This window comes from Chryseobacterium sp. Y16C (assembly GCF_022488405.1).
Taxonomy (GTDB): Bacteria; Bacteroidota; Bacteroidia; order Flavobacteriales; family Weeksellaceae; genus Chryseobacterium; species Chryseobacterium geocarposphaerae.
Genome location: NZ_CP092711.1, coordinates 4,170,977 through 4,183,835 on the forward strand (window position 1 = coordinate 4,170,977; position 12,859 = coordinate 4,183,835).

Genomic DNA, 12,859 nt, shown 5'->3' on the forward strand with positions numbered 1-12,859 from the left:
TTTATATGATAATCATATGTTAATTCAATGTTAACAAAACTTAATGTTGTACTCTTTCAGGTAAGGCGGTTTTTTAAGAAATTTGCACACGAATTATAAAAACTTAAAAATGGGAATTGGTAATATTTTCCACGCTTTTCAACCAAAAGATAAAATCTTCTTTGTGCTTTTCGAAAAAGTAACAGAAAACCTTGTAGCAATGTCTGAGGAATTCAACCACGGAATCAAAGACTTCGATCTTAACGACGATTCTATGTTGAAAAAGATGAGCGATTATGAACACAAAAATGATGAGCTTACTCACGAAATCTTCGTAGAATTAGGAAAAAACTTCATTACTCCATTCGACAGAGAAGACATCCATACATTAGCAACAGGATTAGACGATATCGCAGATTATATCTACGCTTCTACAAAATATATTTTCCTTTACAAGTCGCCGGAAATGAAGGCGTATTCAGATTTTTCTTTACTGATCCACAAAGCATGTCTTGAAATTCAGAATGCAATGAAAAACCTTAAAGGTTTCAAAAACATGGAGCAGGTAAAAGAAGCTTGTATCAAAGTAAATTCTATTGAAAACATTGCAGACGATTTGTTGTCCAATTCTATGGTAGAATTGTTCGAAACAAATGATGCCATCAATATTATCAAAGTTTCATCTGTACTTAATTATCTTGAAGTAGTAACTGACAAAGCAGAAGATGTTGCCAACACGATTGAGAACATCATGATTAAATACGCTTAATTAATAATTATAATTAAACAATGGAATTTCCGATTTTACTTATAGTTATTATTGCTTTGGCTTTAATATTTGATTACATCAATGGTTTTCACGATGCAGCCAATTCAATTGCGACTATTGTTTCTACAAAAGTTTTAACTCCCTTCCAGGCTGTACTTTGGGCAGCGCTTTGGAATTTTGCAGCTTTCTTTATTGCTGCTTATATCATTGGAGAATTTAAAATTGGTAATACAATTGCCAAAACGGTTAACGAAAATTTTATCACTCTTGAAGTTATCTTTTCAGGTCTTGTTGCGGCAATTGCCTGGAATCTTTTGACATGGTGGTTTGGTATTCCTTCATCTTCCTCTCATACCTTAATCGGTGGTTTCCTTGGAGCGGCTTTAATGCATGCTTTCATGATGGATTATCACTCTGTTGCTGCGGCGCAGCCTGATTTAGGATTCTGGGGAACGATTAAAGAAGCCTTTAATCAGGTTACTCATCAGAGTGTAGTTAAATTTGATAAAGTAATCCCTATTTTCCTGTTCATTTTCATGGCTCCGATCATAGGTATGGTGATTTCGATTATTATTACGTTAATTATCGTTCACCTTTATAAAAGATCAAACCCACACAAAGCAGATAAATCTTTCAAAAGATTACAGTTGGGATCTTCAGCTTTATTCAGCTTGGGACACGGATTAAATGATGCTCAGAAAGTAATGGGTATTATTGGTGCAGCTTTAATCTATTATCATGTTGAAATGCTTAAAGATCCTGTATATTTGAATATTCCCGCAACAGGGCGTTTCGATTATTTCGCAGAGCACTACCTTTGGGTTCCTCTAGTATCATTCCTTGCGATTGGTTTAGGAACAATGAGCGGTGGCTGGAAGATTATCAAAACCATGGGTACGAAAATTACAAAAGTAACTTCACTGGAAGGGGTAAGTGCTGAAACTGCAGGTGCAATTACCTTATTTATTACAGACCATTTCGGTATTCCTGTTTCTACAACACACACGATCACAGGTTCGATCATCGGGGTTGGATTAACAAAAAGAATTTCTGCCGTAAGATGGGGAATTACCGTAAGTTTACTTTGGGCTTGGGTTTTAACCATTCCGATTTCTGCAATTGTTGCAGGTATCACTTACCTTTTGGTAACATTCTTATCTTAAGATTTAAAATTTATACTATAATTAACTTTGCCCATTCGGGCGAAGTTTTTTGTTTTTAAAGGAGCCAGTTAAGTCCTTTTATTAATGGTTTTCTCAAATATTTATATACATTAATAAGGTTTCGGTAAATAAGTAATTTGTGAATTAATTATTAAGAAATTAAAATAAAATATTTCATCGGTATGATGATATTTTTTGTTTTATAAAGCTCTGAAAAATCGTATTTTTGTTTAAACTATTAAAAACTTATGGAATTTTTAGACCGATACCAACAGATTGTTGCTGATGCTATTCAAAAGTATACTTTCAAAGATAAGCCTGCAGAACTATATGATCCGATGAACTACATCATTTCACATGGTGGGAAGCGTCTTCGTCCGATTATGGTTTTAATGGCATGTGATTTATTTGGAGGTGATTTGAAAGAAGCCATAAAGCCTGCTTTGGCTATTGAGTTCTTCCATAATTTTACCCTAATCCATGATGATATTATGGATGAAGCTCCTTTAAGAAGGAATAAACCTACGATTCATACTTTACACGGTATCAACACGGGAATTCTTTCAGGAGACGGTTTGATGTTGAAGGCGTATAAGTTTTTTGAAGATCTTGAACCTGAAATTTTCAAAGCGTGTGTCAGAATTTTCACCCATACCGGTTTGCTATTGTGTGAAGGTCAGCAATATGACATCAATTTTGAAACACAGGAAGATGTGACTTTTGATGATTATATCAGAATGATTACTTACAAAACGGGAGTTTTAAGTGCTTCCTCATTCGAAATCGGAGCATTGATTGCAAAAGCTAATTTTAAAGATGCCAAAGCCATTTTCAATTTCGGCAAGCATATCGGAATCGCATTTCAGATTATGGATGATTATTTGGATGTTTTCGGAGACCAGGCGCAGTTTGGTAAAAAACATGCCGGAGATATTTACGAAAACAAAAAGACCGTTCTTTATTTGATGGCGAGAGAACATGCAACGGAAGAAGAAAGAAAAGAACTGGATTACTGGTACTCTAAAAAGACAGAAAATATCGATAAAGTATACGGAGTAGAAAAGATTTTCAGAAGAACAAAAGTAGACGAGAAAGCATTGCGTCTGATTGAAAAACACAACGAAATCGGGCAAAGCTATCTTCAGAAGATCGATATTCCGGAGGAAAAGAAAAAACCGTTTGCAGAACTTGCTAACTATTTATTGAGGAGAGAATCATAATTTGATAATTAGTCAAATTGACACGTTTTCAAATTTTCAAATTAATTTAATGAAATTCAGAACAGAAGTTGACATTAAAGAATCGGGGAAGAAGATTGAGGTTGAAGATAAAATATTTTCAATAGGTTCGTGTTTTGCTTCCGAAATGTCAGACTTACTTCAGAAAGGGCAGCTTCAGACCATTAATAACCCTTTCGGCACTATTTTTAATCCCTTTTCAATTCATAATGCTGTCAAAAGGCTGCATGATGCAGGATTTTATGAAGAAGAGGAATTAATTACCTTTAATGACGAATTTATTTCTCTGGATCATCATACAAGTTTTGATACAAGATATATTCATCAGACGCTGGATAAAATTAATAGGAAAATTGAAGAAGGAAATTCTTTTCTTCAAAACTCCAACTGGATTATTATTACGTACGGAACTTCATTTATCTATGAATTTATTCCGAAGCGAAAACTGGTAGCCAATTGTCATAAAATTCCTCAAAAATTCTTTGAAAAAAGATTATTGACCCATCAGGAACTTACGGATTCTATCTATGATACCATTTTGAATTTGAAAGATATCTGTAAAGAGGATGTCCAGATTTTATTTACAGTTTCTCCGGTTCGTCATACAAAAGACGGAATGATTGAAAATCAATTAAGTAAATCAAAACTAATTACAGCTGTTCACGAGGTTATTTCCCAATTTGAAAACTGTCATTATCTTCCCATTTACGAAATTATGATGGATGATCTCCGTGACTACCGTTTTTATAAGGAAGATATGATTCATCCGAATAACCAGGCCATCAATTATATTTTTGAAAAATTTGGAGGCGCTTATTTTTCTGAGAACACAAAAGATTTTATTAAAGAGAATTTTAAAATCATGAAAGCCTTGGAACACAAAACGGATGATGAAAAAGATCCAAAATATATGGAGTTCAAAGAAAAACTGAATCAAAGGATTGAAATTCAGAGGCAAAAAGTAAAACATCCAATTTTTTCTAATGATTGATTTTACAACCGTCAATTATTTAAAAGAGGGAAATGAGAGGCAGAAAAGAGCTTATGAAGTTCTTGTAAAGCATAAAATATTCGAAAAGCTAAGTAATTATTCACCACTTTTAGCAGGAACTATTCCTATTGAAATTGATATTGAAGGAAGCGATTTGGATATTATTTGTGAGGTCAAGGATAGTGCTGAATTTGAGAAATTTTTAATTCAGACATTTGGAAAATTTGATATAAAGATTAAAAAATCGGATACCGATAATGAAGAATTTTTAGTTTGTAATTTTGAATTGGAAGAATTTCCTGTTGAAATTTTCGGGCAAAACAAACCTGTCATTGAGCAAAACGCTTATCGTCATATGATTGCCGAATACAAAATATTAGAGAAAAAAGGAAAAGATTTTAAACAAAAAATAATAGAATTAAAGAAAAAGGGAATCAAAACGGAACCGGCTTTCGGAATATTGTTAGGACTGGAAAACCCTTATGAAGATCTATTAAAATTTTAAAGACAATGATTGATACACATACCCATTTATACGCTGAAGAATTTGATGAAGACAGAAAGGAAGCCATTCAGAGAGCAATAGAAAAAGGAGTTACAGAATTTTATCTTCCTGCAATCGATTCAGAATCTCATGAAAAAATGCTTCAGCTGGAAACAGAATATCCGAACCGGATTTTTTCAATGATGGGATTACATCCTTGCTATGTAAAACCGGAATCTTGGGAAAAAGAACTGGAAATTGTAAAAAATTACCTGGATCAGAGAACTTTTCCGGCAATCGGAGAAATCGGGATTGATCTGTACTGGGATAAAACTACTTTGGATATTCAGGTGAAAGCTTTTGAACAGCAAATCGATTGGGCCATTGAAAAAGATCTGCCTATCGTAATTCATACCAGAGAAAGTTTTAATGAAACTTTTGAAGTGTTGGAAAGAAAAAAACACCCGAAGTTAAGAGGAATTTTCCATTGCTTTTCGGGGAATTTAGAACAGGCGAAGCATGCAATTGACCTGAACTTTATTTTAGGAATCGGTGGGGTAGTAACATTTAAAAATGGTAAAATTGATCAGTTTTTAAACGAAATTCCGTTGGACAAAATTGTTCTGGAAACTGATTCGCCATATTTAGCACCGGTGCCGTACCGGGGGAAAAGAAATGAAAGTTCATATCTCGATCTGGTAGCGGGAAAATTGGTTGATATTTATAAGGTAGATTTTTCTGAGATTGACAGAATTACGACAGAGAACGCGAAGAAAATGTTCGTTCATATTTAAAAAAATAAAAGCCTTCCAATTTTGAAGGCTTTATTTTTTTATTTCTTTCTGGTAAAATTCTTATTCTTAGGTTTCTTAAATCCTAACGAAGCTGCCGGTGAAGCCTGATTTTTTGGTTTTTTTCTTGAAGGAGAGCCGGAACCAGAACTCTGTGATTTAGGCTTCTCTGCACCTGCCGGAACAGGCTTATTATTTGAATCCCTTTTCTGGGCAACAAGATTATCTGTGTGGAACGGATGATCCTTTACGATTGGTATTTTCATTCCAATCAATTTTTCGGTGTTCCTCAGATTTAATAAATCCAGGCCGTCTACAAATGAAATAGAAGTACCTTCTGCACCCGCTCTTCCTGTTCTTCCGATTCTGTGGACATAGGTTTCGGAAACGTCGGAAAGTTCGAAGTTTACTACATATTTCAGTTCATCAATATCAATTCCTCTCGCAGCAATATCGGTGGCAACCAATACTCTTGTTTTCCCTGATTTGAAATTGTTTAAAGCATTCTGACGGGCATTTTGGGATTTATTTCCGTGAATGGCTTCTGTCGTGATATTATCCTTTTGGAGTTTCCTTGCAATTTTATCGGCTCCGTGTTTGGTTCTGGCAAAAACCAATACGGAATCGGAAATATCGTTCTTTAAAATATGGGTCAAAAGATTTAATTTATCTTCTCTTTCAACAAAATATACGGATTGTTTGATCGTTTCTGCCGTCGATGAAACGGGGGTAACTTCCACTTTTACGGGATTGTTCAAAATGGAATCTGCCAATTTCTGAATTTCAGCAGGCATAGTTGCAGAGAAAAATAAAGTCTGTCTTTTTTGAGGAAGAAGTTTGATGATTCTTTTTACATCATGTACAAATCCCATATCTAACATTCTGTCAGCTTCATCCAATACAAAAATTTCAAGGTTTTTCAAGCTGATAATCCCTTGAGCAATAAAGTCTAATAATCTTCCTGGGGTTGCCACCAGGATATCTACGCCTTTTCTTAAGGCGGCTTCCTGATTTCCCTGTTTTACCCCTCCAAAAATAACAAGATGTTTCAAAGGTAAGTACTTTCCATAAGCTTTGATATTTTCCTCTATCTGAATCGCTAATTCTCTCGTAGGGGTTAATATTAATGCTTTAATATGATTTCCTTTCTTAGGATTTTTAGAAAGATTCTGAAGAATAGGAATGGCAAATGCAGCGGTTTTTCCTGTTCCCGTTTGTGCACATCCTAGAAAATCCCTCCCTTTTACAATTTCCGGAATCGATCTTTCCTGAATAGGAGTAGGGTTGGTATATCCTTGTTCCTGAATTGCTTTTGCAATAGGATCTATTAAATTTAAGTCTGTAAAATTCAAATGAATTGTTTTTTAATTAAATAAAAATTCCTTCAAAATGAAGGAATTATGTTTTGCAAAGGTAGCTTAAATATTTTTAAGATCATTATTTCACTTTTGTCCACTGCTGATTAGTCCTCAGATCCTCAAAAAACCTGTAAACTTCAGCCAGTTTTTCAGTTCCTTTTTTACCGTAATCTTCTACTGTTTTTGAAGTATTATCTGTAAAATTGATTCTTAAATAAGAAGTCGGAAGATCCGTAATGTTTCTTTCCCCGTACTTATCATTTAGTTTTTTTATATCAAGACCGTCCAATAAAGCCAGAAGTTTATTATAATCCTCTTCTTTAATGGTTCCTTTGAAAGTTCCTTCCCTTGGTTTTGAAAATTCCGCTTTTGAAAATTCTTTGGAAAAATTAAAATGCTCTGCTTCCAGAACGGCACTTCTGTCCGGATTAATTGTGATTTTAAAAATAGGGCAGGATCCAAAACAAGCTCCTGCTTCATATTCTATAGTTGAATATTTTGAAGGGCTCTTTTGAGTAGAGCAAGAGAATAAAAATATTGCCATTAATAAGCCGAATAGATATTTCATAGTTTAAATTTTGCTGAGTTCTTTCAAGAATTGTTCCAAAAGGCAATTGTCTACATTTATTTTGTTATAATAAATCATTAAGTGAAGTAATATGTAAAGCTTTCTACAAAAAAGGAGAAACATCGTGTTTCTCCTTTTATTTTTTAAACATTTATTTAAATCTGTATCCGACACCGGCTTGTAAAAATCCGATCTTAGTAGTGAAGTCACCATTATTGACCTGAATGAAATTGAAATTATATCGTGCATCCACAAATATATTTTCTGTAATCTTATATTCAGCACCTAAAAACGGAAACAAATTCAATGTTTTCACATTTTCATAATCGTGGGAGGTTGATCCGTTTACGACCTGATCAGTCTTTACTTTTTCAGACACATTGATGCCAAAGTTCATTCCAACAGAAGCTGATAAATTTGGAATAAAGTAATACTTAGCAGAAACAGGAATCTGAATTTGAGTAAGCTGATAGTCAAACTCTATACTTCCTTTCTCTACAATTCCGGAGCCTGTAAAATCTATAATCGGGAAATGCTGCTTTCCTCCAATCTGTGTGTAAAGCGCTTCTGCCTGCACACTAAATTTAGAAGTTATCGGTTGTTCAGCAACCACTCCTGCATAGAAATATGATTTTGAATCTAATGGATCATCGAAAAATTTCATCGATGATAAAGAATATCCTCCTTTTACTCCAAAGCTTATTTTTGAATCTGAAACAGGTTTTGAATTTGTGTTTGTGTTTTCCTGACTGTTTTGTGCATTCATAAATGCTGAAACTGACAATAGCAGAGCAATTGCTAAATTCTTTTTCATAGTTTTAATTTGATGGTTTTAATTTCTTTTATAATAAAAAAGTACACGAAAGTGTACTTTATAATATTTTTAATAGATAGTTATTTTATCCATGTAATTGTTTCCAGATCGCATCTTTTAATTCTACAAGACCTTCACCTGTAACTCCAGAGAAAAACAACGGTTGTTTGTTTTCAGGGAATTCGGCAGCGATTTCTTTTTTCAGCTCATCATCCAAAAGATCGGACTTTGAAATAGAGATGATGAAATCTTTATCTAATAATTCAGGATTGTATTCCTTTAATTCATTTTCCAGAATCTTAAACTCCTGGAAGTGATCTTCAGAATCTGCCGGAATTAAAAATAATAAAATCGAATTTCTTTCAATATGTCTTAAGAATCTATGTCCTAAACCTTTACCTTCTGCAGCTCCTTCAATAATTCCAGGAATATCGGCCATTACAAAAGATTTATAATTTCTGTAATCCACAATTCCTAAATTGGGAGTTAAAGTAGTGAAGGCATAATCTGCAATTTTAGGTTTTGCAGCAGAAACAGCCGATAAAAGCGTAGATTTTCCGGCATTTGGAAAGCCAACAAGACCTACATCCGCTAAAATCTTAAGCTCGAAAATTACGTAGCCTTCCTGCCCGTCCATTCCAGGCTGAGCAAATCTTGGAGTCTGATTGGTAGAAGATTTGAAATGCTCGTTTCCTTTACCTCCCATTCCACCTTCCATCAGGATGATTTCCTGTCCATCCTCTAAAATTTCGCCAATGATTTCTCCATCTTCATTTTTAGCGATAGTCCCGATAGGAACTTCAATATAAACATCCGCTCCGTAAGCTCCTGTTAACTGGTTTTTACCTCCGTTTTCACCACGTTCCGCTTTTACGTGACGGGTATAACGAAGGGGAAGTAAAGTCCATTCATTAGCATTTCCTTTCATAATAACGTGACCGCCTCGGCCTCCGTCTCCACCATCAGGACCACCTTTAGGAATATACTTTTCACGGCGAAGATGCGCAGAACCTGCACCTCCGTGACCGCTTTTACAATGAATCTTTACGTAATCTACAAAATTAGACATATATTATTTGTTGCGAGTTGCGAGTTACGGGATAAGGAAAAACTCGAATCCCGTCCCCGAATCTCGATTATTTTACTTTTTCTACTTCAGCAAAAAGTTTTTCAGAGATTTCGTTGATGTCGCCAACACCGTTGATCTCTACATATTTGCCCTGTTGCTTGTACAACTCGGCTACTTCTGCTGTTTTTGCGTAGTATTCTTTTATTCTGTTTTTGATGATATCAACATTGCTGTCATCAGATCTTCCGCTGATTTCTCCTCTTTTCAATAGTCTTTCAACCAAAATTGAATCTTCCACTACCAAAGAAAGACAGATGTCGATCTCATCATTTAATTCCTCTTTTACGATTTTTTCCAAAGCTTCTGTCTGAACAGCCGTTCTTGGATATCCGTCGAAAATAAATCCTGCTGCATCGGTAGGTTTTCTGATCTCGTCAATCAGCATATCTGTTGTTACCTGATCCGGAACCAATTCTCCTTTATCGATATAAGACTTTGCCAGTTTCCCAAGCTCCGTATCATTTTTCATGTTGAATCTGAAAAGATCACCTGTTGAGATTTGCTTCAAATTGAATTTCTCGATTAAGTTTTGTGCTTGAGTTCCTTTTCCACTTCCTGGAGGACCGAACAGAACAATGTTTATCATAATGTTGTTTTGCTTCTGGCAATTAGCAACTGGCTTTTGGCTTTTTACCTTTAGCTGATATGCTTTTTAGCCTTTAGCGTTTTTAAGTTATTATTAAATTTATTTCTTTATTTTACTTTTTAAGCTAAAAGCTATCAGCTAATAGCCAACAGCGTTTTAATGGTTGATTTGTCCGTCTTCTAATTGGTACAGATTCGGTAAATTTCTTCCTAATTCATCGTAATCCAATCCGTAGCCTAAAACAAATTTGTTTGGAATTTCCTTTCCGATATAATCCAGCTTGAAATCTTTTTTATACACTTCGGGTTTCAATAGGAATGAAGCAATTTTTACAGATTTCGGACGTTGCGTTTCATTAAAATATTTGAAAAGACTTTCAACCGTATTTCCGGTATCCACGATATCTTCTACTAAGATGATGTGACGGTCCTTTACGTCCTTTGTTAGTTCCATTTTCTGGTAAACAATTCCTGTAGATTCTGTTCCTACGTAAGAACTCATCTGGATGAAAGCAATCTCACATTCTCCCGGATAGTGCTTCAAAAGGTCTGAAAAGAACATAATGACTCCGTTCAAAACCCCAATGAAAACAGGAACTTCATCCTTATAATCTTCATGAATTTTTAAAGCCGTAGCTTTTACAATCTCCTGAATTTCGGCGTCCTCCAAATAAGGAACGAAAGTTTTGTCGTGAACTTTAATACTCTCCATAAAAATTTTTAGTAGGCTGCAAAGTTAAGGATTTTTAACGAAAGTTTTTTATGACTTTGAGAAGGATTGTGTTTGAGGGTTTTAGAGTTTTTTGTGTTAATGAGTTTTTAAATTTTGCGTTTTTGTCATTCAGAACAAAACGTAGTGGAGTGAAGAATCTATTTTAAAATAAGACTTAAAATTATTTTATAAGATGACTTTGTTACTTGTTATCAATGACTTACTTAGGACAAAAATTCCCCTCCTTTGGAGGGGTGGCGAAAATTTCTTTGAAATTTTTGACGGGGTGGTTTATTTTCAATGTTTTCACATTACAGTCTTCCATTTGTTTGTCATTCCGTAGGAATCTAAGTCCCAATTTTTCCATATTTCTAACACTAGGTTGAGATTCCTACTGAATGACAAATATCCTAGCCCCGATTGCAACGACATCCTTTTGCGAAGCAAAAGATATAGTGGAAAGCGGGAAAAGCTTCTTAAAAAATAAATGAGATTAGAGAATGGGCTGGAAATTTTATGAATGTTTTGATGTTTTGAAATATTTAAAAATTACTATCTTTGCCATTCACAAAACCCAAAATATCAGGATGTAGGATACAATTTCTTTCAGATTTTATAGACAATAACGACCGAAGTTATTGCAGTTTTAACTTTAATTACAGAAAGAAATTATGTTTTTTTTACACCATATATCCTTTGGGTTTCCTGCGGGGAATCTGCTATTTAATTCTATCAATTTAACGATACCATCACATTCAAAATCGGCTTTGGTCGGAAGCAACGGCATGGGGAAATCTACCTTGCTGAAAATCATGGCGAAAGAAATTGAACCTTTGGAAGGCGACATCAATATCCAAGGTGATTTGTTCTATGTTCCGCAGATGTTCGGGAATTTCAATGATTTGACGGTTGCCGAATGTTTGAAAATCAATGAAAAACTAGAAGCTCTCCAAAAAATTACGAGTGGGGAAATGGATGAAATTTATTTTGAGACACTAAATGACGACTGGGACATCGAAGAACGTTGTCAGCAAGCTTTACAACATTGGAAACTCGAAAATTTAGATTTAAATCAAAAATTGGAAAGCCTGAGTGGCGGACAAAAAACGAAGGTTTTCCTTGCCGGAATTCAAATTAATCAGCCTGAAATTATTTTACTGGACGAACCGACGAATCATCTCGACTTGGAAGGACGAAATCTGCTGTATGATTTTATTGAAAAAACGAATTCAACCGTTGTGATTGTCAGTCATGACCGTGCTTTACTGAATTTGGTTGATACGATTTTCGAATTAAGCAACCAAGGGATTTCAACGTATGGCGGAAATTATGATCTTTATGGCGAACAAAAAGAAATTGAAAATGAAGCGCTGCAAAATGATATTCATTCCAAAGAACGCGCGCTGAAAAAGGCAAAAGAAAAGGAGCGCGAAACACTGGAACGAAAGCAAAAGCTTGACGCACGCGGGAAAGGAAAACAAGAAAAATCGGGTGTGGCGAGAATTATGATGAATACGTTACGGAATAATGCCGAGAAAAATTCTTCGAAATTGAAGTCTGTTCATGCCGAGAAAATCAATGATATTTCCGGGGATTTGCGGGATTTGCGTTCGTCGGTGAGAAATGCGGATCAGATGAAAGTGAATTTTAATGATTCGAATCTGCATTCGGGGAAAATTTTGATTTCGGCAGAGGAAATTAATTTTAAATATAATGAAGAAAATCTTTGGAAAGAAAATCTCAATCTTGAAATCCGAAGCGGGGACAGAATTTCGATCAAAGGCTCTAACGGTTCAGGAAAAACTACTTTGATCAAGCTTTTATTAGGAGATTTGCAGCCTTCTGTCGGAACGATTTCGAGATCGGATTTTCAGACGATTTATATTGATCAGGAGTATTCTTTGATTGATAAACAGACAACGGTTTATGATTTTGCCCAACAGTTCAACGATAATGCGTTGCAGGAATCTGAAGTGAAAACCTTATTGTCAAGATTTTTATTCGGAAAGGAAACCTGGGACAAAAAATGTGATGTTCTAAGTGGCGGAGAACGGCTGCGACTTCTTCTGTGCGGACTTTCCATCAGCAATAAAGCGCCTGATATGATTATTCTCGATGAACCGACGAATAATTTAGATCTTCAAAATGTGGAAATTCTGACGAATTCTATTAAGGGTTATCAGGGAACTTTAGTGGTGATTTCGCATGATGGTGTGTTTTTGGAGGAGATTGGGGTTGTGAGTGAGGTTTTGTTGAAATAAGAATAATAAAATATTAA

13 protein-coding genes are annotated in these 12,859 nt (G+C 34.9%); 7 read left to right on the plus strand and 6 right to left on the minus strand.

All coding sequences use genetic code 11. The features are described 5' to 3' along the window. Nucleotides 1-109: 109 nt before the first annotated feature. From MKS83_RS18915 to MKS83_RS18940, 6 genes are all read left to right on the plus strand, one after another. Nucleotides 110-748 carry a DUF47 domain-containing protein gene (locus tag MKS83_RS18915; RefSeq protein WP_076392175.1) on the plus strand — a complete coding sequence of 213 codons (639 nt, stop codon included), beginning with the start codon at nt 110-112 and terminating at the stop codon, nt 746-748. Nucleotides 749-768: 20 nt separating this feature from the next. Next, a complete protein-coding gene (locus MKS83_RS18920) occupies nt 769-1,911 on the plus strand; it encodes an inorganic phosphate transporter (RefSeq protein WP_240580900.1) in 1,143 nt (380 codons plus the stop codon). Between the two features lie 248 nt (nt 1,912-2,159). Beyond that, nucleotides 2,160-3,131 (plus strand): polyprenyl synthetase family protein, encoded by a 972-nt coding sequence (locus MKS83_RS18925; RefSeq protein ID WP_240580901.1) that lies wholly within the window; start codon nt 2,160-2,162, stop codon nt 3,129-3,131. Nucleotides 3,132-3,180: 49 nt separating this feature from the next. After that, nucleotides 3,181-4,140 (plus strand): GSCFA domain-containing protein, encoded by a 960-nt coding sequence (locus MKS83_RS18930; RefSeq protein WP_240580902.1) that lies wholly within the window; start codon nt 3,181-3,183, stop codon nt 4,138-4,140. Beyond that, nucleotides 4,133-4,645 carry a DUF4269 domain-containing protein gene (locus tag MKS83_RS18935; protein WP_240580903.1) on the plus strand — a complete coding sequence of 171 codons (513 nt, stop codon included), beginning with the start codon at nt 4,133-4,135 and terminating at the stop codon, nt 4,643-4,645. The genes MKS83_RS18930 and MKS83_RS18935 overlap by 8 nt, the downstream gene beginning before the upstream one ends. A 5-nt stretch (nt 4,646-4,650) precedes the next feature. Beyond that, a complete protein-coding gene (locus MKS83_RS18940; RefSeq protein WP_240580904.1) occupies nt 4,651-5,418 on the plus strand; it encodes a TatD family hydrolase in 768 nt (255 codons plus the stop codon). Between the two features lie 38 nt (nt 5,419-5,456). Here MKS83_RS18940 and MKS83_RS18945 read toward each other — a convergent pair whose 3' ends face one another. The 6 genes from MKS83_RS18945 to hpt form a co-directional block, all read right to left on the minus strand. Further along, nucleotides 5,457-6,767, minus strand: coding sequence for a DEAD/DEAH box helicase (locus tag MKS83_RS18945; protein ID WP_240580905.1), 1,311 nt, complete (start codon nt 6,765-6,767; stop codon nt 5,457-5,459). A gap of 85 nt (nt 6,768-6,852) precedes the next feature. Further along, entirely contained in the window at nt 6,853-7,341 is a 489-nt protein-coding gene (locus tag MKS83_RS18950; RefSeq protein ID WP_100378030.1) for a DUF6438 domain-containing protein, read from the minus strand. 151 nt (nt 7,342-7,492) lie between these two features. Continuing rightward, the gene (locus tag MKS83_RS18955) at nt 7,493-8,155 is read right to left on the minus strand and encodes a porin family protein (protein WP_240580906.1); all 663 of its coding nucleotides are present in this window, start codon (nt 8,153-8,155) and stop codon (nt 7,493-7,495) included. Nucleotides 8,156-8,240: 85 nt separating this feature from the next. Further along, nucleotides 8,241-9,224: a GTPase ObgE gene (gene obgE / locus MKS83_RS18960; protein WP_240580907.1), complete on the minus strand. Its 984-nt coding sequence runs from the start codon at nt 9,222-9,224 to the stop codon at nt 8,241-8,243. Between the two features lie 67 nt (nt 9,225-9,291). Next, entirely contained in the window at nt 9,292-9,870 is a 579-nt protein-coding gene (locus MKS83_RS18965; RefSeq protein WP_240580908.1) for an adenylate kinase, read from the minus strand. A gap of 156 nt (nt 9,871-10,026) precedes the next feature. Next, on the minus strand, nt 10,027-10,581 hold the full coding sequence (gene hpt, locus MKS83_RS18970) for a hypoxanthine phosphoribosyltransferase (protein WP_240580909.1): 555 nt from the start codon (nt 10,579-10,581) through the stop codon (nt 10,027-10,029). Between the two features lie 671 nt (nt 10,582-11,252). Here hpt and MKS83_RS18975 point away from each other — a divergent pair. Further along, on the plus strand, nt 11,253-12,842 hold the full coding sequence (locus MKS83_RS18975; RefSeq protein WP_240580910.1) for an ABC-F family ATP-binding cassette domain-containing protein: 1,590 nt from the start codon (nt 11,253-11,255) through the stop codon (nt 12,840-12,842). The last annotated feature ends 17 nt before the right edge of the window (nt 12,843-12,859 follow it).